Source organism: Aeromonas sp. ANP5 (assembly GCF_963870295.1).
Lineage (GTDB): Bacteria > Pseudomonadota > Gammaproteobacteria > Enterobacterales > Aeromonadaceae > Aeromonas > Aeromonas veronii.
Genome location: NZ_CAWMRY010000002.1, coordinates 235,802 through 261,009, shown reverse-complemented (window position 1 = coordinate 261,009; position 25,208 = coordinate 235,802). Strand labels below are relative to the sequence as shown.

The following is a 25,208-nucleotide window of genomic DNA, read 5'->3' as shown; positions in this document are numbered from 1 at the left end:
GGGGGGGGGGGGGGGGGGGAGCCTTGCAAGGCTCCCCCCAGTGATCAGATGGGCTTTTGCCACAGGGTCAGCAGCAGATCCTGTTCCAGTTCATTCGGGCCCTGTTGAGCGAAAGCGTGACGCTGCTCACCGGTTGCCCGCCAGCCAAGACGGCTGGTCTCCAGAATAAAGCTGCGCATGGCCTGATCCATGGTGAGGCTGAACTGGCAGCGCTGTTGAGCCATCGGATTGAGGCCGCCGAGGGTTGGCCAGCTAAGGGGGTGTTCCATGCTCACCGGATTGAGGCTGACCCGCAGTTGCCACTGATGGCGCGGGCCCGGCTGCAGATAGAGCAGATAGCCACCGGGGGCCAGCCAGCTGACCAGCTGCTCGGTCTTGACCTTGAGATCGTTGACCAGCAGCACCTGAGCAGAGCCCGGTTGCAGCGGTGCACGGGCGGGATCGGCAATGACAAACTGGCCGTCCGGCTGCGCTTTTTTGGCGGCAAAGATGGTGTTCTTGGCGATATCAACCCCAGCAAACTGCCAGCCGGGCAGGCGCTCTGCCAGCGCGCGGCAGTAGTAGCCTTCACCGCACCCAAGATGGATCAGCTCTTGTGGGGCCAGCGGAGCGAGCAGGCCGGCCATGGCCTCAACCAGCGGCAATTGGTGGCCGGCTTCCAGGAAATGGTGCTTGGCGCGCATCAGGGCACGGCTGTCGCTGTCTTTGGGGTTTTTCTTGCCGGGGATGAGATCCAGATAGCCTTCCGGTGCCGGATCGAAGTGATGCTTGTTGTCGCAATAGCGCCCCTGGGAGGCTTCATGAAGATGGAGCGGACTGCGGCAGCGGGGACATTGAAGGTGCATAGTAACTCTCTGGGCGAATGCCGGAAAAGTGAAGGGCGTTCGGGATTATAGGGGAGAGGATCAAAAAAGGCTGCCGTAGCAGCCTTTTTTATCCCAAGGCCTCAGTCAGGCCTGCGGACGGGTCATCAGCGAGTGCCAAATACCACAATGGTCTTGCCGTGGGCAGAGATGAGCTCCTGCTCTTCCAGCATCTTCAGGATGCGGCCCACGGTTTCACGAGAGCAGCCGACGATCTGGCCGATCTCCTGACGGGTGATCTTGATCTGCATGCCATCCGGGTGGGTCATGGCATCCGGCTGTTTGGCCAGGTTGAGCAGGGTCTGGGCGATCCGGCCTGTCACATCCAGGAAGGCGAGGTTACCCACTTTCTGGCTGGTGTGTTGCAGGCGCTTGGCCATCTGGCCAGAGAGACGCATCAGAATGTCCGGGTTGACCTGGATCAGCTGGCGGAACTTCTTGTAGGAGATCTCTGCCACTTCGCAAGAGCCTTTCGCGCGAACCCAAGCGGAGCGCTCGGGGTTCTCGTTCTCCTCGAACATCCCCATCTCGCCCAGGAAATCCCCCTGGTTCAGATAGGAGAGGATCATCTCTTTGCCCTCATCGTCCTTGATCAAGACGGCCACAGTGCCCTTGACGATGTAGTAGAGGGTCTCCGCTTTTTCACCCGCATGGATCAGGGTGCTCTTGGCGGGATACTTATGAATGTGGCAGTGCGACAAGAACCATTCCAGGGTGGGATCGCTTTGCGGTTTGCCAATGACCATGAGAATTCCTCTGTAGTGTCTTTTTATGGACTTGTGCGTCCGGGCAAGCTGCCAATCTTGCCATTCCTTGTATTGGTCGCAGTAGGATAAGAGCCTTTGCCTGTGCTGACAAGGCTTTGCGGGCTTTTGACAGAGCCCTTTGAGTAATGCCTGCTGCGCCGCTTCGGCCATTCTAGGGAAGATAGAGGTCGGAGATGTTGATTTTGATCTATTTCCATCCCAACTCCCCCTGTTCGGCAGAGATAAGCGACTGGGTTATGCTAGGGATCCATCATCATGATTAACAGGAGAGAGTGCGAGATGAAAGCCAAGGTCAGCTGGGTGGAAGGGATGAAGTTTGTGGGTGAGAGTGAATCCGGTCACAAGGTGATCCTGGATGGTGCCAACCCCGGTGAGGGGGCCAGCCCGATGGAGATGATCCTGCTGGCGGTCGGTGGTTGCAGCTCCATTGATGTGGTCTCCATCCTCGAAAAAGCGCGCCAGTCGGTGACCGCCTGTTATGTTGATGTCAGTGGCGAACGGGTCGATAGCGTGCCCCGGGTTTTCGAGAAGATTAATCTGCACTTCGTGGTGACAGGCAAGGGATTGGCGGAGAAGCAGGTGGCCAGAGCGGTCGATCTGTCGATGGAAAAATACTGTTCTGTTTCCCTGATGTTGGAAAAAGCGGTACAAATTACCCATAGTTATCAAATTGTTGAAGCTTGATAACGATTGTTTCGTTGGTACCCTGGCATAAGGCCGTTACGTAAGGCCACTGCACAAGGCCATGACATAAAGCCATTACATAAGGAAAGTGCAATGAAAAAATTGATCGCTCTGCTTCCCCTTTTGGGTCTGGCGGCGTGCAGCAGCCCGCAACCTACCCAGTATCAATACAGCCAATACCAGTGCGGCGAAGAGATGCTGGCCGTTACCTATGATGCCCAGGCTGACATGGTGCAGTTCCCCTATGCCGGGGTTTATCACAAGCTGGCGCGCGTTGAGTCTGAATCTGGCGCCAAATATTCCGACAGTGTCACCACCTTCTGGAATCAGGAGAAACAAGCTCTCCTCACCCAGAAAGGGGTCACACTGCTGACCTGTACGCTCAAATAAGTGACCACAGATAGCTGAAGGTGTGCAGCTTTGTGCCCGGGTCTGGCCTAGGCCTGATTGGGTCAGGAGGTTGTGACCACAAAAAACGGCTTGCCGGGAGGCAAGCCGTTTTTCTATCCATCCGTTATCACTAAACAAGCGCTAGTTGGTGGGGGCGCGATTGAGCAGCTCGGCCGCGAGCTGCTGGCTGAGTGCCTGACGCTGGCTGTCTGCAATGCTCACATCGCTGGTGAGCTGGATGATGCTGCTCCAGACCGCTTTCTGGGTTTTGCGATCGAGCAGCACGATGGCCAGCGACCCTTTGCGCTGGTTGGCCGAGGCATATACCCCGGGCGTCATGCCAAGGCGCGCGAATATCTCGCCGTCACTCATATCCTTGCCGCCCGCGACGCCGATGGCGACCCACAGATCCGCCTCGTCAAGCGGTGCACCCTGCCACCCCTTGCCATTGAGCTCCCGGCTTACCGCCTGCTGCATTGGCTCCAGCCACCCTTCCGCCAACTCACCGGCAAATTGATACTGCTCGGCCAGGGCGTAGCGCGGGGTTGCGCCATAGGTCCAGTTGCCCATCGGGCGAACCAGCATGGTGCCGGACTCCAGCGTGGGGGCCGTCGGCCCGCTACTGCAGCCGCCAAGCAGGGCGGCCAATACCACAGAGATAAACGCTAACCGCATTGTGAACTCCTTGGCTTAAGTGATTTTGCCGGTTTCGATCAATTGCTGGATAAGCGGGCGCAGGATCAGCTCCATCGCAAAGCCCATCTTGCCACCCGGCACCACTATGGTGTTCATCCGCGACATGAATGAGCCATCGATCATCGACAGCAGGTAGGGGAAATCCACCTGCTTGATGCCGCGAAACCGGATCACCAGCATACTCTCGTCCAGACTCGGGATCACCTTGGCACTGAAGGGGTTGGAGGTGTCCACCGTCGGTACTCGCTGGAAGTTGATATGGGTGCGCGAGAACTGCGGGGTGATGAAGTTGATGTAGTCATCCATGGAGCGAACGATGGAGTCGGTCACAGCCTCGCGGGAATGCCCTCGCTCCGAGGTATCGCGAATGAGCTTTTGGATCCACTCCAGGTTGACGATGGGCACTACGCCTATCAGAAAATCCACGTGGCGCGCCACATTGTGATCCTCGGTGACCACACCGCCGTGCAGCCCTTCATAAAACAGCAGATCGGTACTGCTGGGCAGATGCTGCCAGGGGGTGAAGGTACCGGGCATCTGGTTGAAGGGCACTGCCTCGTCAAAGCTGTGCAGATAGCGGCGATACTGGCCATTGCCATCCTGGCCATAGCCCTGAAAAAAGCTCTCCAGCAGCCCGAAGTCATTGGCCTCAGGGCCAAAATAGCTGATATGGCGCCCCTGTTCGCGCGCCTTGCGGATTGCTACATCCATTTCCGGTCGGGTGTAGCGGTGAAAACTGTCACCTTCCACCACAGCCGCGGTATATCCCAGTTGATGGAACATGGAGCGAAAGGCGTTGGTGGAGGTGGAGGTGCCGGCACCGGACGAACCGGTAACGGCAATAATGGGGTGCTTGGCCGACATGGGATTCTCTCTTCCTTGGGAATTCCGTTATAAGGTCCGGATTGCGGTTGGGTCAAGACTGCTCGATGAAGCGGTCTTTCATCACGATATTCACCGATTCGTGCAGCTCGCTATAGACGATGACTGCCTTGCCTTGCTGTAATTGCTCTCTTACCGCGTCCACTTTGACGCCAAGCGGCACATCCTGCTCCCCATACTCGGTACCTTCCTGCAACACAAAGTGTTCGATCAGGTTGGTCAGGGTGTCGCCGTCCAGTTCTTGCCAGGGAATGATCATTTAAAGGTCTCACAGCAAAAGAGGTGATCGTCAGGCTATTGTTGTGTTGAATCCCGCGAATGCAATCACTTTTTACCTTTTCACCGGAGTCTGAGAGATGTTGTCTGAAGCGCAACGCTGCGCGCCAATAACCCTGGTGGAGCATTTGGCTCAGGCCAGTCGCCGCGCGATTAGTCGCGGCATGGTGTGGTTCTGGTTACTGCAATGGCTGATGGTGTTGTTTCTTGCAATACGCTACGAAGTCTATCGACAGGCCGGTCTGGCCAGTGACAGCTCTCTTCCATGGCGTTTTCAGAGTGAGTTGGGCTTTGTCATGGTGGCGCTGTTGCTGCTGCCTGTTATCGGACTGTTCTGCGATTATCTCAATGACAGGGCCTGGCTGAGGGCTGCCTCTCTGGTCACCCTGGTCTGGGGCTGTGTGTGGGCTGTTCATCTTTATACGTTGGGACAGGTCGAGCTGCGAGGTGGGCTCAGCTTTTCCAACGGTATCATGCGCCTCAACCTGTTAGCCGCGATGATCGCTTTCTATCCTTCGTGGAAGGTATTTTATGGATACGTGTTCGGCTCATTGCTGTTAGGGATATGGAATGAGCTTTACCTGCGGGTAGATTTTCCGCAGTTATACATGTTGGGATTGGGTTGTGGTCTGGTGGTGCTGGAGGTTGGCCGCCGCATGCTGCACCGCTGGTTTGAGCTGGCGATCGTGCGGGAGCATGAAAATCTGACGCTGCTTCGCCAACTTGATCAGCTCGCCAAGCAAGATCCTCTGACCGGTGTCGCCAACCGGCGGCATTTCAATATCGAGTTGGAGCGCGCGTTGGCCCATAGCCAGCAAAACGGCGCCCCGCTCTCGCTCATCCTGATCGATGTGGACTATTTCAAGTGCTTTAACGACCACTATGGCCATCAGGTGGGGGATATGTGCCTCAAGGAGGTGGCACAAGCGCTCAACCGTGCGGTACGCACGCCATCTGATCTGGTGGCCCGCTATGGCGGGGAGGAGTTTGTGCTGCTGCTGCCCAATACCGACCGTCAGACTGCGTCCAGTGTTGCACAGCGGCTGCAAGATGGCCTGGCCAGCCTGCAGCTGGAACATCTGGCGTCCGATGTCGCCTCTTGGGTGACGGTGAGCCAGGGGATTGCCACGCTACAGCCCGGTGAAAGTGCAAGCCAGTTGCTGGAGCGTGCCGATCAGGCGCTCTATCGGGCCAAGGAGCTAGGGCGTAATCAGTTCTGTGTTGCAGAGTAATTCTGCTCGGCAATCCAGCGACTGATCCGCTCATCCAGCCAAAATCGTGGCCGCCAGGGCGTGCCGTGCAGAAAGCCGACATGGCCGCCACGCTGGCTCAGCTCATAGCGCACCGTGGGCGAGAGCTGCTCGGGGCGTGGGATAACGGCATCGGACATAAAGGGATCGTCGGCGGCGTGCAGGATAAGGGTGGGGATGGGGATCTGGCCCAGCAGTGGTAGCCCCGAGCAGCTCTGGTAGTAGTGGCTGGCGCTGTGAAAGCCGTGCAGCGGCGCGGTGACCTGCTCGTCAAAATCACGCAGGGTGGCAATCTGCTCCACTTGTCGAGGTTGCCAGCGTTCACTCGCTTTCTGCTGCTGGCTGATTTTGTTGAGCAAATTGCGACGCATGGTGCGCAGCAGATAGTTCTGATAAACCTTCGAGAAGCCCTGATTGACCCGCTCGGCGCAGCTCGCCAGTTGCAGCGGGGCCGAGACCACCACCGCCGCTTTCAATGCCGCAGGACAGCCCCGCGCCAGCAGATTGACCAGCATATTGCCACCCAGTGAAAAGCCGATGGCGATCAGCGGTTTGCCCGGGAAGCGCTGGCTCAGCTCGGCAATCAGCTCCTGCGCATCACCGATGGCGCCGGAGTGATAGGCCTGCAGATGGCGATTGGGCTCGCCACTGCAACCGCGAAAGTGCATCAGCACGGCCTCTCTGCCCTCTTGCTGCAGGTGGGCGAACAATCCCTTGGCGTAGTGGGAGTGGATGCTTCCCTCCAGCCCGTGAAACACCACTATCAGCGGCCGTTCATCAAGGCTGATCTCCCCGCTCCAGGCGAGGTCGACAAAGTCCCCATCCTGCAGTTCAAACCGCTCCGCCACAAAACGGGCAGGGGGGCGGCGCAGCCATTTGGGCAATATGGTCTGCAGATGAGGATTGCGTGCCCACCAGGGGGCGTGGAAGTGGCTCTCGGTCAGCATGGGGTCAGTCGGTCTGGGTCGAAGATAAGGAGGACGGGAGGCGTGTTCCTCCCGCCAGTCATTGGCTTATTTCAGCAGGCGATCGTGATGTTCGGCACCGCGCAGCATGGCCTGGATCAGCTCGTTGGCTTCGAACTTGGTCAGCGCCTCATGAGCACCCACCTGATGGGCTCGCTCCACACTGATCTCGCTGGAGAGCGAGGTGTGCAGGATGATGTAGGCACCCGCCAGTTTGCTGTCGCTCTGTACCTCGAAGGCCAGCTCATAGCCATCGAGCCCGGGCATCTCGATATCGCTCACCAGAATGTCGATTGGGGTCTTCTGGCTCGCCCGCATCTGCATCAGGGTCAGTGCATCCTTGCCATTGGTGCAGACTTCATAGGGGATATTGATGTAGTCGAGGGCGGCCATCAGCTGACGGCGGGCGACCGAAGAGTCATCAACCAGCAGGATCCGCATCGGCTTGATCCGTTCCCGCTGCACATCGGTCAGTACCGGATAGAGGTGGCTCGGATCATCCGGATAGACCCGGGAGAGGATCAGCTCCACATCCAGCAGCTGGATCAGCTGGTCATTGACCCGAGTCACGCCGGTTACGAACACATTGTGACCGAGGGAGGCGGGGGGCGATTCGATATCGCGCCAGTTGCACTCGGTGATCTTGTCGATGCCCCGTACCAGAAAGCCCACCAGGGTGCGGCGGCAGTCGGTAATGATGATGAAGCAGTGGGGCATCTCCTCCTTGCTGATGGGGCGATAGCCCACCGCCATCGCCATGTCGATCACCGGAATGGTGGAGCCGCGCATATTGGCAGCCCCCAACACGGTCGGGTGCGAGTGGGGCATTGCCGTCAGCTGGGTGTAGGGCACTATCTCCTTCACCTTGAGGGTACCGATGGCAAAGGATTGTTTGGCTGAAAGGTGAAACAGCAACATGCCCTGGGATTGATTGGCTTTGCTCGTCATGGCAGATGTCCTGTTGGTCGAAACGTTGGCAGTCACTTCAGGCCTCTAGCATAAAGGATTACGGGTGGAATGGCCCTTCCTTGTTAACGACCATCTGGCAAAAAACTGGACTCATTCAGCCAATTTCGTTGGCACACTCACACCGGCGTCCGGTTATTGATCACCATCTTCGCCAACGCTCCACTGCTGGCAGGCCGCTTGCAATGCGGCCTCATCGGCATAACCCAGCTTGCTGGCCACCTGCGCGGGTTTGCTGCCGCCCTTGAGCAATCTGAGCGCCTGCAGTAGCTGCCACTGTTGTTGCAATTCACTCCCTTCCACCGGCGCATCGGCTTGTTGTGCCCACAGTTGCAGAGACTCCGGTTGGCCATTGGCCAGCGCTTGCCAGCAGGCTTGCAGCTCACCGTGACCCTGCTGGCTGATGGCACTCTGTTGCAGCTCATCCAGGATCACCTGCAGTCGCTGACCGTAGGCCCCTTGCCACTCTTTCGGACGTTGCCACAGAGCCAGCGAGTCGAGCAGGGCATCGAGCAGAGGCGTGGTCTGCAGCCAGCCTGCCTGCTGCGGCTGAGCCACGCGCAAAGAGACATTCAGCTGATCGTACTCGCAACCGCTGAGGGGGCTGAAGGCCGCGAGGGCATCGGCGCAGAGCCAGAAGCTGCTGCCTGCCGGCAGCAACAGCTCATGTTGGCCCAGTCTCAGCAGCGCGGCGCCCCGGGTGATCCGCAACAGCTGCCCGACCGGAGTTCGTTTGCGGTTGCCGGCGTGCAGGCCCTGGCAGGAAAAATGGTGATACTCGATGGCGTGATGCATGTAAAAACCCTGATATGATGCTGCCTGGAGGTAACAAATATGGAAACCAGACGTAAAAAGCGCTTCATTGCCGGTGCAGTCTGCCCGGCGTGCGGCAAATTGGACAACATGATGCTGTATCTGGAGCATGGAGTCGAGAAGGTGACCTGCGTCGCCTGTGGCGATACCCAGGTACAAACGCCTGCCGAGGTCGACAAGCAGACTCGCGAGGCGGAAGAGGTGATCGGGGTGTTTCGCCCCTGATAAGGCAACAGCGGGTGGAATGCGGGTCTCCTCGCTGACGCTGTTGCCGTTTTTTTCGTCACGCCGTGGCGCCGCACGGCATATGCGCGGCCCGCTTTTTAGGGTATTCTGAGCCCGTTTTTTTCTATCCGCAGGATCCTGACATGAAAGTAGCTCCTCTGAGCGTGGTTACGCTGGAATACACAGTCACCGACGAGCACGGTGAAGTCATCGACAGCACTGTCGGCAAAGAGCCGCTGGTCTATCTGCACGGCACCCGTTACCTGGTCTCAGGCCTGGAAGCCGAGTTGGAAGGTCGCGCGGTAGGTGAAGCCTTCGAAGTGACTCTGGCACCGAGCCAGGCCTACGGCGAATATGATGAGACCCTGGTACAAGAAGTACCGGGCGAGCTGTTCGACGGCATGGAAGTCTCCGAAGGGGATACTTTTGTGGCTGAAACCGACGATGGCCACCGTCCGGTGACCGTGGTTGAAGTGTCCGAAGAGTTCGTCAAGGTGGATGGCAACCATCCGCTGGCTGGCGTGACTCTGGGCTTCAAGGTCGAGATCAAGGACGTGCGTGCTGCCACTGCCGAAGAGCTGGCTCACGGCCACGTTCACGGTGCCGGTGGTTGCGGTCACGATCACGGTCATGACCACGATCACGGCGGCTGCTGTGGCGGTCATGGTCACGACCATGATGAAGATCACGGCCAGGGCGGTTGCTGCGGCGGTGCTGGCCACGGTCACGATCATGGCCACGACCACGGTGACGACCATGGTCACGGCGGCTGCTGCGGTGGCGGCGGTTGTGGTGGCAAGGGCCATCACCACTGATCATGGCCATGCCGATGATAAAAAAACCCGCGATTATCGCGGGTTTTTTTATTGGCTGACAGTGATGCCGAACCATATTGCCTGAGCGGAGATAGCGCTGGTTCAGTAGTGCGGCGGCGGGGTCTCTTCGGCCATGCTGGCAATCTGGCTGGGCTGTACACTTTGTAGTTTGTCGATCAGCAGCTGGATCTGGTATTTGAGCCGATCGAGTTCACGGCCCTGGGTGGTTACCTCGTCGTTGAGCTGCTCTATGGTGTACTCCGCATAGGCGAGACGGGTTTCCAGGGTTTCGATTCGATCGTTAAGTTGCTGACTCATGGGCCTTCGGGTCCTTACTTGATTGTCCAGATTTCGGCCAGACCACTGGAGCTGGCACTGACAAGGTGGCTATTGTCGCGCAAAGCGACGCCGTAGACCACTGCGCTGGGCGGTTTCACCTTGGGTTGCGGCGAGACGCGCCAGCTCTGCAGCAGGGCACCATCGCTCACTTGCCACAGGGAGAGCTGACGGGAAGGGGCGCCGGTGATGAGCCACTTGCCATCGTTGGCAAAGCGGGCGCTGGTGTAGACCTCGAAGCGGTGATCATATTGCAGCTGACTCACCTCCTTGCCAGTTTTCAGATCCCAGATGCTGGCCCGGCTGCTGTCGGCGGTGAAGGCGTAGCGGCCGCTCGGCTCCAGTCTGGCCATGATCACCCGGCCACCATGGTTGAAGCGCCAAATTACCTGCCCGCTACGGGTATCCCACAGATAGGCGCTGTAGTCGTTGCCGCCGGTCAGGGCGTAGCGACCGTTGGCGGAGAGATCCACGGTATTGACCTGTTCGGTGTGCCCCAGAAACTGCAGGCGACGACCGCTTCGGGTATCGAGCCACTCGGCCTTGCCATCTTCTCGCCCGATCAGCACATAACGAGCATCTGCAGAGAGCGCGATGTCCCTCAGCCTGGATTCAGGAAGTGAGTAGTAGCCTTGTGATTGCCCGTCGTTCAGCCGCCAGGTAGCAAAGGTGTCTGGGGTGGCGGTGACGGCATGGCTGTTGCCTTCGGAAAAGCGGGTAATGAATACCAGATCTTCCGCAGAGTCGGATTGCTTCCAGCGCCAGCGTTGACGGTTCTGTTCCAGATCCCAGACGATGATGCCCTGGCTGATGCTGGAGACGATGGCCTGCTTGCCATCACTGGAGAGATCTGCGGTCAGCAGACCCGTGCTGGCGAGGGTCATTTGCTGGTTGGGTTGGGAGCTTTGCTCGCAACCGGTGAGCATTAAACAGAGGCTCACCAGATAAATGGCACTTTTTATCATTTTTGCGGTCTCACGCTTTTGTTACCTGCGATCACGGCGTTAGTATAAGGCGCTTATCACGATAAACCTCTCATTTCACGATGGAACCGAGAGCGGTATTTGGAGTTTGGAGAAACTGATGAACAAATTTCTGAAGGTGTCCCTGTTGGCGGCGGCCGTTGCCGTCGGTCTGACTGCTTGCCAAAAAGACGAGAAGCCTGCTGCGGCCAATACCGCCGAAGTGAAGGCAGAAGCCAGCAAGCCGGCAGAGGCGACCAAGGCCGAAGCCAAGAGCTTTGAAGAGCAATCTGGCTACGCAATTGGCCTCTCCATGGGTCGTTACATCGCCAATACCCTGGAGCGTCAGCAGGAACTGGGCATCAAACTGGACAACGCCGTGATCCTGAAAGGGGTGACTGACGGTCTGGGCAAAGAAGCCAAGATGACTGATGAAGAGATCCAGAAGGTACTGCAGGATTACGATGCCAAGATCAACGAGCTGACCAAGGCCAAGGCCGAGAAAGACGCCGTTGAGAATCTGAAGAAGGGCGAAGAGTTCCTGGCTGCCAACGCCAAGAAAGAGGGTGTGAAGAGCACTGAATCCGGCCTGCAATACGTGGTCGAGAAGATGGGCACTGGCGCCAAGCCGAAATCTACCGATATCGTCAAGGTGCACTACACCGGTACCCTGACCGACGGCACCAAGTTCGACAGCTCCGTCGATCGCGGCGAGCCGGCTACCTTCCCGCTCAACCAGGTTATCCCGGGTTGGACCGAAGGCGTTCAGCTGATGCCGGTTGGCTCCAAGTTCAAGTTCTTCCTGCCGTCCAAGCTGGCCTATGGCGAGCACGGTGCAGGCTCCATCCCGGCGAACGCCGTGCTGGTGTTTGACGTTGAGCTGCTGGCTATCGAGAAGCCGACTGCAGACGACGCCAAGAAGTAATCCCTTCTTGTAGTTAAAAACGGCTCCTTAAGGAGCCGTTTTTACTTGTGTATTCCCTGCAATCGCGGGATAACAGAGCTGTCTTGGCGTTGGGTTTGCGCGCGAAAATAAGGCAAAATAGATCGCAGAATCAAATACAAGGATGAGTCCAGTGGCTGAAAATAAATCGCGTGTCCTGCTGGTGGAAGATACCCGTAGTCTGGCGGTGGTCTATGAACAGTACCTGCGCCAGGAGGGGTACGAGGTGGTGTTGGCCGACTGTGGTCAGCAGGCGTTGGCGCAGTTGCTGGCAAGTCCTCCCCCCGTGGTGCTGCTGGATCTGGAGCTGCCGGATATGTCCGGTATGGATATTCTGCAAATGATTACCGAACAGCAGTTGCCCTGCTCTGTGGTGGTGATCACCGCTCACGGCTCGGTGGATGTGGCGGTGGAGGCGATGCGCCTCGGTGCCTTCGATTTTCTGACCAAGCCGTTTGACAGCAAGCGGCTCTGCGCCACCGTTCGCAATGCCTTGAAACACCAGCAGTTGAGCTCGCTGGTTGCCCATTATCGGGAGAATTTCGAGCGCAGCTCCTTCTTCGGTTTTATCGGTGCCTCCATGTCGATGCAGGCGGTCTATCGCATCATCGAGAGCGCGGCGCCCAGCAAGGCGACCGTCTTTATCACTGGCGAGAGCGGCACCGGCAAAGAGGTGTGTGCCGAGGCGATTCACCAGTGTAGCCCCCGCAGCGAACAGCCCTTTATAGCCCTCAACTGCGCCGCCATTCCCCACGATTTGATGGAGAGCGAGATCTTCGGTCATGTGAAGGGCTCTTTTACGGGTGCCCAAGGGGATCGCAAGGGGGCGGCCAGTCTGGCCGATGGCGGTACCCTGTTTCTCGACGAGATCTGCGAGATGGATCTCGACCTGCAGAGCAAGCTGCTGCGCTTCATCCAGACCGGCACAGTGCAGCGGGTCGGCAGCGGCAAGCTGGAGACGGTGGATGTGCGCTTTATCTGCGCCACCAACCGGGATCCGCTGGTGGAGGTGAAAGCGGGCCGTTTTCGCGAGGATCTCTACTATCGGCTCCACGTCATTCCCCTCACCCTGCCGCCGCTGCGGGAGCGGGGCGAGGATATCCTGCTGCTGGCGCGTACCCTGCTGCAGAGCTACGCCAAGGAGGAGAACAAACGCTTCAAGGATTTTGATGTCGAGGCGGCGCGAGTGCTGCTCGACTACCCCTGGCCTGGCAACGTACGCGAGCTGCAGAACGTGGTGCGCAATATCGTGGTGCTCAATGACAAGGAGCTGGTGAGCCCGGATATTCTGCCGCCACCGCTCAATGGGGTTCGCCCCCAGCTGCCGGCTGCGATTGCGGCAGCGGTGGCATCGGCTCCGGCAGCCACCGGGGTGGCCAACGGGCCAATTCGTCCGCTCTGGCTGGTGGAGAAAGAGGTGATTGAGCAGGCCATCGCCAGCTGTGACGGCAATATTCCCAAGGCGGCGGCTTTGCTCGAGATCAGCCCCTCCACCATTTACCGTAAAAAGCAGGGGTGGGAAGAGTCCAATCGGGCCTGAACCATATTGCCAGCAGAAAGGGCGGCTAGCGTGCCGCCCTTGCTATTTTGGGAGATATCAGAGTTTGGCGAGGCGCTTGAGGCGGGCCAGTCGCTCCCCCTCGTTGGCGCTGAACCAGCGGTCCTGCGACAGCAGAAACCAGGCGCGGGAGAAGTATTCCGCAGCCAGCGGATCGTCCAGTACCAAGGCATTCTCCCCCAGCTCCTCGAACAGATAACCATCCTCAGGTTCGCCTGCCTCGGCCATATCGGCCTTGAGCTGGTGCAGCTCTGCCAGCGCCTGCTGGTGCTGACCCTGGGCCCGGGTCAGGCGAGCCAGACTCCAGCGGGCGATAAACGCCTTGGCCGGCTGGTTATGCTGCAGATGCCAGGCCAGGCACTTCTGTTGCTGGATTTTCGCCTCATCAAAGCGGCCCAATTCAAACAGGGTCCAGCCCTGATTGTTGTAAAGGGGGGCCAGCCAGCCACGCACCTTCTCGTCACTGCTGCGTTCCGCCAGCTCCATCGCCAGTTGATGCCAGCGGCTCTGCTCTTCCAGTTGTGCGGCGATGGCGATCATGTGAGCAGCGTCGATGGCGAGATAGGTTTCTTTCTCCTTGAGCCCCCATTGCCAGGCTTGTTCAAACAGCGGTTTGGCACTGGCTTTGTCGCCCGCCGAGTTAAAGGTGCGGCCTCGTTCCAGCAGGGCCCTGATCCGCGCTCTGGGGGTTGTGTCGGTGAGGCGGGGCTCTATCTCGTCGAGCAGCTGATGGGCTTCGGCAAACTGGCGCTGCAGCGAGTGGGTGCGGGCAATTTGGGTCAGCAACTCCAGTTCGAGTTGCAGGTCGGCGGCGGCACGCGCTTCGGGAAGAAGGGTGTGAAAACGCAGGGCGCTGGCGGCGGGATCCTGATAATCCCACAACGCCATGAAATCGGGCGGATTGTCCATCTGGCCTCCTTGCTGGTTATCCTGTCACCAAGATGCCTGCAGGCCATTGTTTGTACAAGGGGGGCCCGTCACAGAGCGCCCCTTGAGTCATGTTAACGGCTGTGGCCAGTTGCTCAGTAGACCATAGCCAGGCTCATCAGCATCAGACCGAGGGCGGCAAAGGCCCCCTCCTTGATGGCGAGCCTTGGCACCAGCGCCTTGGGCAGGGCCGGAAACAGGCTCAGGGCAAAGCCAAGGCCCGGCATCAACCAGTGGAATGCCGGATCGCGCAGGGTGGGATCGGCGGCTCCATTGATGATGATCAGCAAAATAAACAGGGTGAAGGCGGGGAGGATAAACCAGCGTACCCCGCCGGCGGCGACCGCCCGCAGCGGCGAAATGCGATAGAGCAGCATGGTCACAAGGAACAGAACAAAAGGGGCCAGCAGATAGAGCGGAGCGGGGTTCATAACATCTTTCCTGAAAACTGATCGTCAAAAAACAGGGAGTCCGGTGCAAGAGGCGCGGGATTTAATCACTCTTCGTAGGTAATCACCAGCAGCCCGGGTCCGGGCTGTGAAGAGGATCCCGGATAAACGTTTGCTAGCGCACTTTTAGTGCAACCAGAACCAGGCTGCAGCAAATCCCAGCCAGCTCAGCACCAGCAATATCCAGGGCAGGGGATGCTGATGGCTTACTTCAACCAGCTCCAGCTGATCGTCTTGTTCTTCGGTTTGGGGCGCGCCCTGTGGCTGCCTGGCTTTGGCCTGCAATTTTTTCTGGCGGCTCGCTTCACGGGCCCGCGCCTTCATCTGCTTCTTGTACTCGTCGATGCCTTTCTGGATCCCTTGCGCGATAAGCTGGGTCTGTTCCTTGGTCTGCCCCGGCTTCTGGTTGGCACGGGCAATTTTCATCGCCTCCTGCTGGGTCTCGGGGGAAATCTTGTCGTACTTGGCCATCAAATCATCTCCTCGGGCATGGCTGGCTGGGGAGTATGCCATAAAGGCGCGTCGGGTGGCGCCTCCTTGGTGCGGGAGGGGAGCAAGTGAGTGACTGCTCAACAAAAAATCTGATAAATCAGCAGGAAGCCGGATGTTGGGCCGAAGATCACAATTAGCAGAATTTGTGAGTCATCGATGAAAAACGGTCATCTGTTGTTTGTTATATTGGCGCCCGACCCGCTGGACAGGGTTGATAAATAACAAAACAATCAAGGTGATATGGAAATGAATAATAACTTTATCAAAGGCGGCGTGGCACTGGCCGTGCTTGCTGCACTGACTGGCTGTAATACCTCGACCAATGACACCGTTGCACCCTGCACCGAAAATGTCTGCAAACTGACCATCCTGCACACCAACGATACCCACGGCCGTTTCTGGCACAACGCCGAAAATGAGTATGGTATGGCTGCCCAGAAGACTCTGGTCGAGCAGCTGCGTGCCGATGCCAAGGCTGCTGGCAGTGACGTGCTGGTTCTTTCCGGTGGTGATGTGAATACCGGCGTGCCGGAGTCCGATCTGCAGGATGCCGAGCCTGACTTCATGGCGATGAACAACATTCGCTACGATGCCATGGCGGTGGGCAACCATGAATTCGACAACCCCCTCAGCGTGCTGGAGAAGCAGCGCAAGTGGGCCCAGTTCCCCATGCTCTCGGCCAACATCTACGACAAGGCCAGTGGCAAACACTACTTTGACCCCTACAAGGTGTTCAAGTTGGAGAGCGGTCTCAAGGTCGCCGTACTGGGTCTGACCACCGAGGATACCGCCCAGCTGGTTGATCCCAACAACGTGCAGACCCTGGAGTTCCGCGATCCGACCAGCGAGGCGGCCAAACTGGGCCAGCAGATCCGCAGTAACAAGGAGGCCAATCTGGTCTTCGCCATCACTCACATGGGCCATTACGAGAATGGTCAGCACGGCAGCAATGCGCCGGGCGATGTAGAGATGGCTCGCGCACTGCCAGCAGGGACTCTGGATGCCATCATTGGTGGCCACTCCCAGAATCCGGTCTGTATGGAACCGGGTACCACCAACAAGTACGCCAATTTCAAACCGGGTGATAACTGCCAACCGGACCAGCAAAACGGCACCTGGATCATGCAGGCCCACGAGTGGGGCAAGTATGTGGGCCGTGCCCAGTTTGAGTACCAGAATGGCAAGTTGACCCTGACCAGCTATGACCTGATCCCGGTCAACCTGATCAAGCGCAACGCTAAGGGCGAGGCGATCGATGCCAACGGCGCCGTAACCAAGGACCCGACCAAGATGCAGTTCGTACAGGACGAGATCACCAAGGATCCCGAGCTGTATAACACCCTGCTGGGTTATCAGGAGAAAGGTCAGCAAGAGCTGAATGTTGTCATTGGCTCGGCAGATGGCTTGCTGGTTGGTGATCGCAACTCGGTTCGCAACAAGCAGACCAACCTGGGTCGCCTCATCACCACGGCGACCAGCAGCAAGCTGGGGGTCGACTTTGGTATCGTCAACTCAGGCGGCGTGCGTGACAGCATCCCGGCCGGTGATATCACTTACCGCAGCGTGCTGCTGGTGCACCCGTTTGGCAACACGGTCAACAAGGCTGTCATGAAGGGAAGCGAGCTGGCGACCTATCTGGGCCAGGTGGCAAGCAAGACCCGCAATACCGGTGGTTATGCCCAGTTTGGCGGTATCAACATGGCGGTGGATTGCCAAGCCAAGAGCGTCAATATCACCAGTATCGGTGGCAAGGCGTTTGATCCGGCAGCAACTTACAGCTTCGCGATCCCGAGCTTCAGCGCCTCCGGTGGTGATGGCTATCCGAAGATCGATACCATCAACGCCGGTTTGGTGGATGCTGCCGTGCTGAAGGAGTACATCGAGCTCAAGAAGACCATCAACGTGGCCGATTATCAGCCAGGCAATGAGGTGAGCTATCTGAACTCAGCCTCTACCGAAGGGTGTAACTGATTCGTCAGCGGTGCGTTTAGCTCCAGATGTGATCCGAAAGGGCAGCCAGTGGCTGCCCTTTGTCGTTGGTTGGGTAGCGGTTACAACTCTTCAATCATCAATGACGATAGCCATCGCCTGTATGAGGTCAGGTGAGGGGATGAAATGAAAAGAGGCGGCCAATGGGCCGCCTCTTGCGTAGTGACAATCTGAACCTTACAGCTGCTCGATACCGACGATATGCCAGGGGGCATTGTTCTTGGCCAGATCGCGCTCGAGGTGCCACACCTCCTTGATGTCTTCTTCGACCTGCTCCTGACGGTCCATGTAGCGGCCGCTGAAGCGCACGCTCACCTGAGCCCAGTCGCTGCCGTAGTCAGCGCGTACCAGTTGGGTATCCACATACATTACTTCTGTGTGCTGGTCGCCAGTCAGTTCGGCGCGCTCGACTTTGAGCTGCTCAAACAGCTCGGGGCTGACGTACTCGCGCACTTTTTCCAGATCGTTCTTGTTCCACGCCTCTTGCAGGGTGCGATAGTGATCGCGGGCACCGGCCAGGAAGCTGTTCATGTCAAAGCCCGGCGGCAGGCGGAACGGCACGTCGCTGTCGGCAAAGCCGGTGGCTTGCGGTGCGCTGTTGCTCTGCTCAAACTGCTGCGGGGCCGCGGATTGCGGTGGCTGATAGCCCGCATAGGCCGCTTGTTGTGGCTGTGGCGTCGCGACCTTGCCCTTGCGCAGGGTACGGATCAGGAAGACGGCACCCAGCGCCAGCAGGGCGATCAGCAGGAAGTCCATTCCTTGCAGACCTTCAAAGGCACCGCTGCCCAGCAGGTAGGCAAACAGGCCGCCAGCCAGCAGGCCGCCCAGCAGGCCGCCCATCATGCCGCTCTTTTTCGGCGGAGTCTGGGCATTCAGTGTCGGATTCTTGTTGTCGACCGGTTTGGCCGCAGGCTGGGCCGGCGCAGTTTTGTAACTTTTACCAAAGGATTTGCCGCCGCCAAATTTCTTGGCTTCGGCGTGAGGTGCCCCCAGGCCAATGGCCAGGATCACGGCAAACAGGGTCAGCATCTTTTTCATTTTGACTCTTTTCACTCTCGTCTGTGGGTGGGGCATGCTCCGCTTTGGCAAGCTCAGCAAGGCGCATGGCAGGCTGCCTGTCCCTAATTGTGTCGCAGCTTGTATTCATCAATATCACCTCTGGCATGAATTATTCATGAACGAGGTTGCCGCGATGCGGCGTCAAACAAGAGGAGTAAACCGGATGAAAAGCAGAAGATTGAGTCGCAAGGAGCGCAAAATGCGAAGCAAAATCAAAATGGTCAAGGTAGAGCAGACTCTGGTTTGGCCCTTTATGATGGTATGAGCCGCCAGATAGGGCTCGCCGTAGTTGGCTTTCTTTTGTAAAATTCCCGTCCCCTTCCCGCTGCGGTTTTTATGTGTATGGCAGAGCAAGTGACGGCGAAAAAAGACGCCAAGACACAACAGCTGAAAGTTCCTCCCCACTCTTTTGAGGCTGAACAGTCCGTACTGGGCGGCCTGATGCTGGATAACGATGCCTGGGATCGGGTTGCCGAGCGGGTTATCGATCAGGATTTCTACAGCCGTCCGCACCGGTTGATCTTCCAGGCCATGACCCGCCTCTCCAACGCGGGCAACCCCATCGACCTCATCACCCTGCAGGAGGAGCTGGAACGCTCCGAACAGCTGGAAGAGGCGGGCGGTTTCGCCTATCTGGTGGAGATCGCCAAGAACACCCCGAGTGCCGCCAACATCAACGCCTACGCCGAAATCGTGCGTGAGCGGGCGGTGGTGCGGGAGATGATCTCGGTCGCCAACGAGATAGTCGAAGCAGGCTACGAGCCACAGGGCCGTACCTCCGGCGATCTGCTGGATCTTGCCGAGAGCAAGGTATTCAAGATTGCCGAGCAGCGCACCAGCGCCAACGAGGGGCCCCAGCCCCTGAAGCTCATCCTCGAGCAGACCGTCGACAAGATTGAAGAGCTGTTCAAGACGCCGCACAACGGTGTTACCGGGGTATCGAGCGGTTACAACGATCTCGACAAGATGACCGCCGGTTTGCAGCGTTCGGACTTGATCATCGTGGCGGCCCGTCCCTCCATGGGCAAGACCACCTTTGCCATGAACCTCTGCGAGCATGCGGCCCTCACCGCCGACAAGCCGGTGCTTATCTTCTCGCTGGAGATGCCCTCGGAGCAGATCATCATGCGTATGCTCGCCTCGGTGGGGCGTATCGATCAGACCAAGGTGCGTACCGGTCAGCTCGATGACGAGGATTGGGCGCGCCTCTCCTCCACCATGGGATTGCTGCTGGAGAAGGGCAAGATGTATATCGATGACGCCTCCGGCCTCACCCCGACCGATGTGCGCTCCCGTGCCCGTCGGGTGGCGCGCGAGCATGGCGGCCTATCCATGATCATGGTGGACTACCTGCAGCTGATGCGGGTGCCGGCGCTCTCTGACAACCGTACCCTGGAGATCGGCGAGATCTCCCGCTCCCTCAAGGCCTTGGCGAAAGAGCTGCAGTGCCCGGTGGTGGCGCTCTCCCAGCTGAACCGAAGCCTGGAACAGCGGGCCGACAAGCGCCCGGTCAACTCGGATCTTCGTGAATCGGGCTCCATCGAGCAGGATGCGGATTTGATCATGTTTATCTATCGTGATGAGGTTTATCACGATGACAGCCCGGACAAGGGGATTGCCGAGATTATCATCGGCAAGCAGCGTAACGGCCCTATCGGCCGTGTGCGCCTCACCTTCCAGGGTCAGTTCTCCCGGTTCGACAACTACGCCGGTCCTGCGTTTGATGACGATTATTGATAAGTAACAATCATGGCAATCCTGTGGTCAGGATTGCCACCATCGCTCTGACTCGCTTGCCATTTATTGAGAGGCAGCCAGAGCCTGTTTTCCCGGTTCGACAATTATGCCGGTCCGGCCTTCGACGACGATAAGTGAGTGGCGGTCTTCTGCCCGATGAGGGGGAGACCATTTGTGCCCTCGTAAGGGAAAACCATGAAAGCGGCTACTGCCCAAATCAACACTGCGGCCTTGCGCCACAACCTCGCCGTGGTCAAGCGCCACGCACCCGCTTGCAAGATCATCGCTGTGGTCAAGGCCAACGCCTATGGCCACGGACTGCTGCCGGTCGCCCGCACCCTGGTGGATGCGGATGCCTATGCGGTGGCCCGTATCGAAGAGGCGCTGATGCTGCGCTCCTGCGCTGTGGTCAAGCCCATTGTGCTGCTGGAGGGCTTCTTCTCCGCCGACGATCTGCCGGTGCTGGCGGCCAACAACCTGCAAACGGCGGTTCACACCTGGGAGCAGCTCGAAGCGCTGGAACAGGTCGAGCTGCCAGCGCCCGTGGTGGCCTGGCTCAAGCTCGACACCGGCATGCACCGCCTCGGGGTGCGTGCCGACGAGATGCCCGCCTTTATCGAGCGCCTCGGCAAGTGCAAGAACGTGGTACAGCCGTTCAACATCATGACCCACTTCAGCCGCTCCGATGAGCTGGAGCAGCCCACCACCCGCGAGCAGATCGATTTGTTCAGCAAGTTGACCGCGCCGCTGGCGGGCGAGCGTGCCATGGCCAACTCGGCGGGCATTCTGGCCTGGCCAGACTCCCACTGCGACTGGGTTCGCCCCGGTGTCATCCTCTATGGCGTCTCCCCGTTCCCCAACACGGTGGCGGCCGATTATGACCTGCAGCCGGTGATGACCTTGAAAACCCAGCTGATTGCGGTGCGGGATCACAAGGCGGGCGAGCCGGTGGGCTATGGCGCCAACTGGGTGTCGGATCGCGATACTCGGCTCGGGGTGATCGCCATCGGCTACGGTGACGGTTATCCGCGCATGGCGCCCAATGGCACTTCCGTGCTGATCAACGGCCGCATCGTGCCGCTGGTGGGGCGTGTCTCCATGGATATGAGCACGGTGGATCTTGGGCCCAGCGCCACCGACAAGGCCGGTGACGAGGCGGTGCTGTGGGGCGAGGGGCTGCCGGTGGAGCGGGTGGCCGACGAGATTGGCACCATCCCCTACGAGCTCATCACCAAGCTCACCTCCCGCGTCTTTATGGAGTACGTCTGATGTGGCAGCAGTGCCTGCTGACGTTGAAGCCCCGTTCGCGGGGCTTTCATCTGGTGACGGACGAGCTGGTGGCCAAGCTGCCAATGCTGGCGGATTACCGGATTGGCATGGCGCACCTGCTGCTGCAACACACCTCCGCCTCGCTCACCCTCAACGAGAATTGCGACCCCAGCGTGCGCAGCGATATGGAGGCCCATCTGCACCGGCTGGCGCCGGAAGATGCCCCCTACTATCGCCACACCTATGAGGGGGCGGATGACATGCCCGCCCATATTAAATCCTCCCTGCTCGGGGTGAGCCTGCTGCTGCCGATCCGTGACGGTCAGCTGGCGCTCGGCACCTGGCAGGGGATCTGGCTTGGCGAACATCGCGTCGATGGTGGCGCCCGTAAGGTGCTGGTGACCCTGCAGGGTGAGTAATCAGACTGCAACCAGCTGAAAGATGAAGATAAAAAAGAGGGATGGCGCCGAGCCATCCCTCTTTTGTTTGCCAGTAGTGAAGCGCTCTGCTTGGCTCAGGCGACCTTGAAGGGGGTCAGCTCAGCCAGCGGGGCGGCGTCCATAAAGGCTTGCGGCTCCTGACCCTGTTTGAAGATCTTGAAGTCCTGCTCGCGGGCGCTCCAGTACTCCAGACGCTCGCTGCCGTTTTCTCCGGTGATTTGCAGCAGACTCGCTTCGCGCAGGGCCACCACATATTCGCTCGGGTTGATGGCGCAGAACTCGGCCAGACGCTCGTCGCGGGTCTCGCCCATGTGGCCGCTGATGCTGGCGTCCAGATAGTGCGGGTTGATCTGCAGCGGGAACAGGCCCAGCGCGGGCAGCACGGCGGCGTTGCAGACCGGCATGTCGTTGGTGGTGCGTATGCTCGGGGTCGCCACGTTGCAACCGGCGCTCCAGCCCACATAGGGGACGCCCCGCTCGCGCACGGCACGCTGGATCGGCACGATCAGGCCGTTTTCATGCAGCAGCTGATTCAGGCGCCAGGTGTTGCCGCCGCTGATAAAGATGGCGTCGGCCTGATTGACGGCCGCGACCGGATCATCAAAGTGGTGAATGCTGATGGTCTCGATCCCGAGGCTCTCGGTAAGTTCGTTGGCGCGGGCATCCCAGTCGCTGCGGATCACCGCGTAGGGGATGAGCAGGATGCGCTTGACCGGTTTGCGGGCCAGCAGGCTTTGAACCCGGTCGCGGGCCCAGCCGAGCAGACCCGGAAATTCGTTGGCTTTACCATTGCTAAGCAGAAGCAGTTCCATCAGATACGTCCTCAAAAAGTGAAAGCGGAGGAGGGAGGGCCACCGGATCCGCCGTGCGGCCGGATGGCAAGAGGAGGCATGCTACCACCATTGGCGAGGCGGTTCTGTGATCGGGGGTCCCATTCAACGGCTATGGATGAGTAACTCAATTCCAAACGGTGGATTAATGAACCGTGGTCAACTTGTCACCCGTCGCCAATAAAAGACCCCGCCGCAGCGGGGTCATGGCAGAGTTAGTCGAGTTTGAGATCGACCCAAACCATGCGGTGATCCGAGCTGACTCCCTTGGCGATGCCGAGTTTCGCATCATAGACCAAGTGATAACCGGCCTCGAAGCTGGCTGGCCAGAAGACGCCGCTCTTGACCGCGTTGAGGTTGGCGGAGGGGATGACGTGATCCAGCTGCAGCACGCTGGAGTTGGTGATGCGTTCCGGGTTGGGGCGAGTGAGGTTGCGTTTGCAGTCGGCCCCCTTGCTGACGCACTCCGGGCCCCCTTCGCTGACCGGGATCAGGGTGCCATTGGTGATGGCTTGATTCATCAGCGGATTGTTAAGCAGATCCTGAATGGCGCTCAGATCGCCATCGCCAGTGAGGGGATCGGCGTTGAGATCCCCGGCGATGACGAACTTGGCGTTTTTGGCCAGCCCACCCTTGGTGCCCTTGTCATCGGTCATGTAGTTGAGACCCTTGACGTAGTCGTTCCAGAAGGCGATCTCGGCGCGGTTGTGTTTGACGGTGTGGCGCGCCGCATTGGCAAAGATTGGCGGGGTCGGGTGGGAGATCAGGAAGTGGATCACCTCTTCACCCTTCTCGGTCTTGATCCGTACCGGCACATCGGCGTGGTTCTTGGAGGAGAGCGGGTACTGCTGCCAGGCTGCGTCTGAATACCAGGCATCACCACACTGGCGGCTGGCCGGGATCTTGACCTTGGGATTGTTGCAGTCATCGATGATGGGGTTCTGCTCGCCCGGCATATCCTTCCACTTGAAGTTCTGGAAGGTGCGGATCTGCTTGGTGTCGATGGGGTATTTGGACATCACCGCAAAGGCGTACTGGCCGTGGTAGTTGCCAAAGCCCCAGGCATCGTCGGGGCCGCTGTTGACCTTGCCATCCAGATTGAGGTCATAACCGCTCATCAGGCCGGTGTTGGTGGCGAAGTTCTGCATCACCGGATAGCTGATGGCGGTCACTTCGGCATGCTGGGCGTGGGCCAGATAGTTGTCGTTGAAGGCTTTCAGATCGGCGGTGCTCTCGCCTTTGCCGTCGTTGTCGAACTCGTTGAGCAGGAACACATCCGGGCGGGTGCGCTGGATGATCTCCGCCACGTTGCGGATCTGCTGCACGTTCTTGGCTTTGGTTTCAGTGGCGCCGCTCAGGCTCCCTTCGGCGAGGCGGGCCAGCAGGGCATCCTGCTCGGTGCGGGTCAGCGCCAGCTCACCGGTCAGCATACCGGCGGCAGTGCGGTCAAAAGAGAGGTTGAAGGTGGCAAAACGAACCATGGGATCAGCTGCCTTTGAGTCGTTGTCGCTGTTGCAGCCAGCCAGCATCCCGAGGGCGATGGCGGCGGCCAGTAGGGTCTTGTTGATATTTTTCATTGTAATTGTTCCGTAGCATCAATGAGTTATGCCTTCTGTGAGGCGGCGTCATTATAAGTAGACGGTGATGCTGCGGGGATTTTGCCTGAGCAAAGTGTGAGGATATTCACACCACATATCTGGCGATGATGAATGTTAGCAGGGCGATATGGGGTGTGAAAAACCGGTTTATACGCTGCAGTTTCCGGGATGAATGGCGCATTTCCTGCCGTTACCGCACTCTGAATTTGTCACACCACCATCGGCAGGCCGCTCTCGGGGTGATGGATCACCTGTGCCGGATAGTCATAGAGACGGGCGATGAGCGTTGGGGTGAGCACTTCGGCAGGCGTGCCATCGGCCATCAGCTTGCCCCGCTCCAGCATCACCAGCCGATCGGCATAGCGCGCCGCCAGATTGAGGTCGTGCAGCACCACCAGTACCGCTGTATTGCGGCTGGCGAGGGCGCGCGCCATGGTGAGCAGCTGATGCTGGTATTTCAGATCCAGCGCCGAGGTGGGTTCGTCGAGCAGCAGCAAGCGGGGTTGCTCGGCCTGCTCGGTCGGGGAGGGGGCCTGCCAAATCTGCGCCAGCACCCGGGCAAACTGCACCCGCTGCCGCTCGCCGCCGGAGAGCCCGGGATAGAGCCGCTTGGCCAGATGCTCGACCCCGGCATGGGTCATGGCCGCCGCCACAATCTCGTCACGCCGCGCCGCCGGTTCACTGTGGGGCAAACGCCCCATGGCGACCACTTCTTCACAGAGAAAGGGGAAGTTGAGTGAGGAGCTTTGCGGCAATACCCCGAGTCGGTGGGCCAGCTGGCTGCTGTCCCACTGCTGGCGATCCGCGCCAAACAGGGTGATGGAGCCCTCATATTCCAGCTCGCCGGTCAGGCACTTGAGCAGCGAGCTCTTGCCCGCCCCGTTGGGGCCGAGCAGAGCGGTGAGGGTGCCGCTCTCGAGGTCGAGATTGAGCCCATCCAGGATCTGGCGCTGGCCACGGCGCAGGCTGAGTCGGGTGCAGCTCAACAGGGGGGAGGAGAGTGAGGATGAGAGTGGTTGCATAAAAG

General features: G+C 58.9%; 28 protein-coding genes. 11 read left to right on the top strand and 17 right to left on the bottom strand.

Annotation, left to right across the window (positions count from 1 at the left end; translation table 11 throughout):
• Window positions 1-44: 44 nt before the first annotated feature.
• Both AACT07_RS02430 and crp read right to left on the bottom strand, forming a co-directional pair.
• A complete protein-coding gene (locus AACT07_RS02430) occupies window positions 45-845 on the bottom strand; it encodes a putative RNA methyltransferase (RefSeq protein ID WP_005354241.1) in 801 nt (266 codons plus the stop codon).
• 125 nt (window positions 846-970) lie between these two features.
• Entirely contained in the window at window positions 971-1,609 is a 639-nt protein-coding gene (gene crp / locus AACT07_RS02425; protein ID WP_005335304.1) for a cAMP-activated global transcriptional regulator CRP, read from the bottom strand.
• A gap of 300 nt (window positions 1,610-1,909) precedes the next feature.
• Here crp and AACT07_RS02420 point away from each other — a divergent pair, with 300 nt between their 5' ends.
• Complete coding sequence (locus AACT07_RS02420; protein WP_069526485.1) at window positions 1,910-2,314, top strand: OsmC family protein; 405 nt, start codon at window positions 1,910-1,912, stop codon at window positions 2,312-2,314.
• Between the two features lie 93 nt (window positions 2,315-2,407).
• Window positions 2,408-2,704 carry an MliC family protein gene (locus AACT07_RS02415; RefSeq protein WP_043820839.1) on the top strand — a complete coding sequence of 99 codons (297 nt, stop codon included), beginning with the start codon at window positions 2,408-2,410 and terminating at the stop codon, window positions 2,702-2,704.
• A 141-nt stretch (window positions 2,705-2,845) separates the two neighbouring features.
• On the opposite strand, the gene AACT07_RS02410 is transcribed toward AACT07_RS02415, so the two are convergent.
• Genes AACT07_RS02410 through AACT07_RS02400 form a run of 3 tightly spaced genes read right to left on the bottom strand, consistent with a single transcriptional unit; the run spans window position 2,846 to window position 4,541 of the window.
• Window positions 2,846-3,379 (bottom strand): DUF4136 domain-containing protein, encoded by a 534-nt coding sequence (locus AACT07_RS02410; RefSeq protein WP_069526484.1) that lies wholly within the window; start codon window positions 3,377-3,379, stop codon window positions 2,846-2,848.
• A 15-nt stretch (window positions 3,380-3,394) separates the two neighbouring features.
• Window positions 3,395-4,264, bottom strand: a complete 870-nt coding sequence (locus AACT07_RS02405; protein WP_069526483.1) for a phosphoribulokinase — start codon at window positions 4,262-4,264, stop codon at window positions 3,395-3,397.
• A gap of 52 nt (window positions 4,265-4,316) precedes the next feature.
• Entirely contained in the window at window positions 4,317-4,541 is a 225-nt protein-coding gene (locus AACT07_RS02400; protein ID WP_005335298.1) for a YheU family protein, read from the bottom strand.
• A gap of 97 nt (window positions 4,542-4,638) precedes the next feature.
• Here AACT07_RS02400 and AACT07_RS02395 point away from each other — a divergent pair, with 97 nt between their 5' ends.
• A complete protein-coding gene (locus AACT07_RS02395; protein ID WP_069526482.1) occupies window positions 4,639-5,790 on the top strand; it encodes a GGDEF domain-containing protein in 1,152 nt (383 codons plus the stop codon).
• Here the strand turns inward: AACT07_RS02395 and AACT07_RS02390 are convergent.
• From AACT07_RS02390 to AACT07_RS02380, 3 genes are all read right to left on the bottom strand, one after another.
• A complete protein-coding gene (locus tag AACT07_RS02390; RefSeq protein ID WP_069526481.1) occupies window positions 5,769-6,755 on the bottom strand; it encodes a hydrolase in 987 nt (328 codons plus the stop codon). The two genes, AACT07_RS02395 and AACT07_RS02390, sit on opposite strands and share 22 nt — an antisense overlap.
• Window positions 6,756-6,821: 66 nt before the next feature.
• The gene (locus AACT07_RS02385; RefSeq protein WP_069526480.1) at window positions 6,822-7,721 is read right to left on the bottom strand and encodes a chemotaxis protein; all 900 of its coding nucleotides are present in this window, start codon (window positions 7,719-7,721) and stop codon (window positions 6,822-6,824) included.
• A 153-nt stretch (window positions 7,722-7,874) separates the two neighbouring features.
• The gene (locus AACT07_RS02380) at window positions 7,875-8,534 is read right to left on the bottom strand and encodes a hypothetical protein (protein WP_069526479.1); all 660 of its coding nucleotides are present in this window, start codon (window positions 8,532-8,534) and stop codon (window positions 7,875-7,877) included.
• Between the two features lie 39 nt (window positions 8,535-8,573).
• On the opposite strand from AACT07_RS02380, the gene AACT07_RS02375 reads away from it, so the two are divergent.
• A complete protein-coding gene (locus tag AACT07_RS02375) occupies window positions 8,574-8,777 on the top strand; it encodes a YheV family putative zinc ribbon protein (protein ID WP_005335287.1) in 204 nt (67 codons plus the stop codon).
• Window positions 8,778-8,920: 143 nt separating this feature from the next.
• On the top strand, window positions 8,921-9,592 hold the full coding sequence (gene slyD, locus AACT07_RS02370; protein WP_005348264.1) for a peptidylprolyl isomerase: 672 nt from the start codon (window positions 8,921-8,923) through the stop codon (window positions 9,590-9,592).
• Between the two features lie 102 nt (window positions 9,593-9,694).
• Here the strand turns inward: slyD and AACT07_RS02365 are convergent, their stop codons facing one another.
• Window positions 9,695-9,910, bottom strand: coding sequence for a SlyX family protein (locus AACT07_RS02365; protein WP_005335285.1), 216 nt, complete (start codon window positions 9,908-9,910; stop codon window positions 9,695-9,697).
• A 14-nt stretch (window positions 9,911-9,924) separates the two neighbouring features.
• A complete protein-coding gene (locus tag AACT07_RS02360; protein ID WP_069526478.1) occupies window positions 9,925-10,893 on the bottom strand; it encodes a hypothetical protein in 969 nt (322 codons plus the stop codon).
• Between the two features lie 118 nt (window positions 10,894-11,011).
• On the opposite strand from AACT07_RS02360, the gene fkpA reads away from it, so the two are divergent.
• Window positions 11,012-11,815: an FKBP-type peptidyl-prolyl cis-trans isomerase gene (gene fkpA, locus AACT07_RS02355; RefSeq protein WP_005335283.1), complete on the top strand. Its 804-nt coding sequence runs from the start codon at window positions 11,012-11,014 to the stop codon at window positions 11,813-11,815.
• A 151-nt stretch (window positions 11,816-11,966) separates the two neighbouring features.
• The gene (locus AACT07_RS02350; RefSeq protein ID WP_005348258.1) at window positions 11,967-13,373 is read left to right on the top strand and encodes a sigma-54-dependent transcriptional regulator; all 1,407 of its coding nucleotides are present in this window, start codon (window positions 11,967-11,969) and stop codon (window positions 13,371-13,373) included.
• Between the two features lie 57 nt (window positions 13,374-13,430).
• On the opposite strand, the gene AACT07_RS02345 is transcribed toward AACT07_RS02350, so the two are convergent.
• The 3 genes from AACT07_RS02345 to AACT07_RS02335 all read right to left on the bottom strand — a co-directional run bounded on the left by AACT07_RS02345 (window position 13,431) and on the right by AACT07_RS02335 (window position 15,238).
• Window positions 13,431-14,300: a tetratricopeptide repeat protein gene (locus AACT07_RS02345; protein WP_069526477.1), complete on the bottom strand. Its 870-nt coding sequence runs from the start codon at window positions 14,298-14,300 to the stop codon at window positions 13,431-13,433.
• A gap of 113 nt (window positions 14,301-14,413) precedes the next feature.
• Window positions 14,414-14,749 carry a hypothetical protein gene (locus AACT07_RS02340; protein WP_005335280.1) on the bottom strand — a complete coding sequence of 112 codons (336 nt, stop codon included), beginning with the start codon at window positions 14,747-14,749 and terminating at the stop codon, window positions 14,414-14,416.
• A gap of 144 nt (window positions 14,750-14,893) precedes the next feature.
• Entirely contained in the window at window positions 14,894-15,238 is a 345-nt protein-coding gene (locus AACT07_RS02335) for a DUF2956 domain-containing protein (protein ID WP_005349520.1), read from the bottom strand.
• Window positions 15,239-15,505: 267 nt separating this feature from the next.
• Between AACT07_RS02335 and ushA the strand changes: the two genes are divergently transcribed.
• Window positions 15,506-17,230 (top strand): bifunctional UDP-sugar hydrolase/5'-nucleotidase UshA, encoded by a 1,725-nt coding sequence (gene ushA, locus AACT07_RS02330; protein ID WP_069526476.1) that lies wholly within the window; start codon window positions 15,506-15,508, stop codon window positions 17,228-17,230.
• 195 nt (window positions 17,231-17,425) lie between these two features.
• Here ushA and AACT07_RS02325 read toward each other — a convergent pair whose 3' ends face one another.
• Window positions 17,426-18,286: a Tim44 domain-containing protein gene (locus AACT07_RS02325; protein ID WP_069526475.1), complete on the bottom strand. Its 861-nt coding sequence runs from the start codon at window positions 18,284-18,286 to the stop codon at window positions 17,426-17,428.
• Window positions 18,287-18,649: 363 nt separating this feature from the next.
• On the opposite strand from AACT07_RS02325, the gene dnaB reads away from it, so the two are divergent.
• From dnaB to AACT07_RS02310, 3 genes are all read left to right on the top strand, one after another.
• Window positions 18,650-20,044: a replicative DNA helicase gene (gene dnaB / locus AACT07_RS02320; protein ID WP_026035132.1), complete on the top strand. Its 1,395-nt coding sequence runs from the start codon at window positions 18,650-18,652 to the stop codon at window positions 20,042-20,044.
• 195 nt (window positions 20,045-20,239) lie between these two features.
• Complete coding sequence (gene alr, locus AACT07_RS02315) at window positions 20,240-21,313, top strand: alanine racemase (protein WP_069526474.1); 1,074 nt, start codon at window positions 20,240-20,242, stop codon at window positions 21,311-21,313.
• On the top strand, window positions 21,313-21,732 hold the full coding sequence (locus AACT07_RS02310) for a secondary thiamine-phosphate synthase enzyme YjbQ (protein WP_033114624.1): 420 nt from the start codon (window positions 21,313-21,315) through the stop codon (window positions 21,730-21,732). Before alr ends, AACT07_RS02310 begins: the two co-directional genes overlap by 1 nt.
• 95 nt (window positions 21,733-21,827) lie before the next feature.
• On the opposite strand, the gene pepE is transcribed toward AACT07_RS02310, so the two are convergent.
• The 3 genes from pepE to AACT07_RS02295 form a co-directional block, all read right to left on the bottom strand.
• A complete protein-coding gene (gene pepE, locus AACT07_RS02305) occupies window positions 21,828-22,565 on the bottom strand; it encodes a dipeptidase PepE (RefSeq protein ID WP_069526473.1) in 738 nt (245 codons plus the stop codon).
• Between the two features lie 233 nt (window positions 22,566-22,798).
• The gene (locus tag AACT07_RS02300) at window positions 22,799-24,160 is read right to left on the bottom strand and encodes an endonuclease/exonuclease/phosphatase family protein (RefSeq protein ID WP_069526472.1); all 1,362 of its coding nucleotides are present in this window, start codon (window positions 24,158-24,160) and stop codon (window positions 22,799-22,801) included.
• Between the two features lie 230 nt (window positions 24,161-24,390).
• A complete protein-coding gene (locus AACT07_RS02295) occupies window positions 24,391-25,203 on the bottom strand; it encodes a heme ABC transporter ATP-binding protein (protein WP_069526471.1) in 813 nt (270 codons plus the stop codon).
• Window positions 25,204-25,208: the final 5 nt, after the last annotated feature.

Excerpts from the sequence above, each read along its gene's own strand:
- AACT07_RS02360 (WP_069526478.1), bottom strand. The coding sequence starts at position 10,893 with ATGATAAAAAGTGCCATTTATCTGGTGAGCCTCTGTTTAATGCTCACC.
- pepE (WP_069526473.1), bottom strand. The coding sequence starts at position 22,565 with ATGGAACTGCTTCTGCTTAGCAATGGTAAAGCCAACGAATTTCCGGGT.
- ushA (WP_069526476.1), top strand. The coding sequence starts at position 15,506 with ATGAATAATAACTTTATCAAAGGCGGCGTGGCACTGGCCGTGCTTGCT.
- AACT07_RS02375 (WP_005335287.1), top strand. The coding sequence starts at position 8,574 with ATGGAAACCAGACGTAAAAAGCGCTTCATTGCCGGTGCAGTCTGCCCG.
- AACT07_RS02335 (WP_005349520.1), bottom strand. The coding sequence starts at position 15,238 with ATGGCCAAGTACGACAAGATTTCCCCCGAGACCCAGCAGGAGGCGATG.
- AACT07_RS02300 (WP_069526472.1), bottom strand. The coding sequence starts at position 24,160 with ATGAAAAATATCAACAAGACCCTACTGGCCGCCGCCATCGCCCTCGGG.
- AACT07_RS02380 (WP_069526479.1), bottom strand. The coding sequence starts at position 8,534 with ATGCATCACGCCATCGAGTATCACCATTTTTCCTGCCAGGGCCTGCAC.
- AACT07_RS02420 (WP_069526485.1), top strand. The coding sequence starts at position 1,910 with ATGAAAGCCAAGGTCAGCTGGGTGGAAGGGATGAAGTTTGTGGGTGAG.
- AACT07_RS02325 (WP_069526475.1), bottom strand. The coding sequence starts at position 18,286 with ATGAAAAAGATGCTGACCCTGTTTGCCGTGATCCTGGCCATTGGCCTG.
- AACT07_RS02405 (WP_069526483.1), bottom strand. The coding sequence starts at position 4,264 with ATGTCGGCCAAGCACCCCATTATTGCCGTTACCGGTTCGTCCGGTGCC.
- crp (WP_005335304.1), bottom strand. The coding sequence starts at position 1,609 with ATGGTCATTGGCAAACCGCAAAGCGATCCCACCCTGGAATGGTTCTTG.
- AACT07_RS02430 (WP_005354241.1), bottom strand. The coding sequence starts at position 845 with ATGCACCTTCAATGTCCCCGCTGCCGCAGTCCGCTCCATCTTCATGAA.
- AACT07_RS02400 (WP_005335298.1), bottom strand. The coding sequence starts at position 4,541 with ATGATCATTCCCTGGCAAGAACTGGACGGCGACACCCTGACCAACCTG.
- AACT07_RS02340 (WP_005335280.1), bottom strand. The coding sequence starts at position 14,749 with ATGAACCCCGCTCCGCTCTATCTGCTGGCCCCTTTTGTTCTGTTCCTT.
- fkpA (WP_005335283.1), top strand. The coding sequence starts at position 11,012 with ATGAACAAATTTCTGAAGGTGTCCCTGTTGGCGGCGGCCGTTGCCGTC.
- dnaB (WP_026035132.1), top strand. The coding sequence starts at position 18,650 with ATGGCAGAGCAAGTGACGGCGAAAAAAGACGCCAAGACACAACAGCTG.
- AACT07_RS02395 (WP_069526482.1), top strand. The coding sequence starts at position 4,639 with ATGTTGTCTGAAGCGCAACGCTGCGCGCCAATAACCCTGGTGGAGCAT.
- slyD (WP_005348264.1), top strand. The coding sequence starts at position 8,921 with ATGAAAGTAGCTCCTCTGAGCGTGGTTACGCTGGAATACACAGTCACC.
- AACT07_RS02365 (WP_005335285.1), bottom strand. The coding sequence starts at position 9,910 with ATGAGTCAGCAACTTAACGATCGAATCGAAACCCTGGAAACCCGTCTC.
- AACT07_RS02385 (WP_069526480.1), bottom strand. The coding sequence starts at position 7,721 with ATGACGAGCAAAGCCAATCAATCCCAGGGCATGTTGCTGTTTCACCTT.
- AACT07_RS02345 (WP_069526477.1), bottom strand. The coding sequence starts at position 14,300 with ATGGACAATCCGCCCGATTTCATGGCGTTGTGGGATTATCAGGATCCC.
- AACT07_RS02390 (WP_069526481.1), bottom strand. The coding sequence starts at position 6,755 with ATGCTGACCGAGAGCCACTTCCACGCCCCCTGGTGGGCACGCAATCCT.
- AACT07_RS02410 (WP_069526484.1), bottom strand. The coding sequence starts at position 3,379 with ATGCGGTTAGCGTTTATCTCTGTGGTATTGGCCGCCCTGCTTGGCGGC.
- alr (WP_069526474.1), top strand. The coding sequence starts at position 20,240 with ATGAAAGCGGCTACTGCCCAAATCAACACTGCGGCCTTGCGCCACAAC.
- AACT07_RS02310 (WP_033114624.1), top strand. The coding sequence starts at position 21,313 with ATGTGGCAGCAGTGCCTGCTGACGTTGAAGCCCCGTTCGCGGGGCTTT.
- AACT07_RS02295 (WP_069526471.1), bottom strand. The coding sequence starts at position 25,203 with ATGCAACCACTCTCATCCTCACTCTCCTCCCCCCTGTTGAGCTGCACC.
- AACT07_RS02415 (WP_043820839.1), top strand. The coding sequence starts at position 2,408 with ATGAAAAAATTGATCGCTCTGCTTCCCCTTTTGGGTCTGGCGGCGTGC.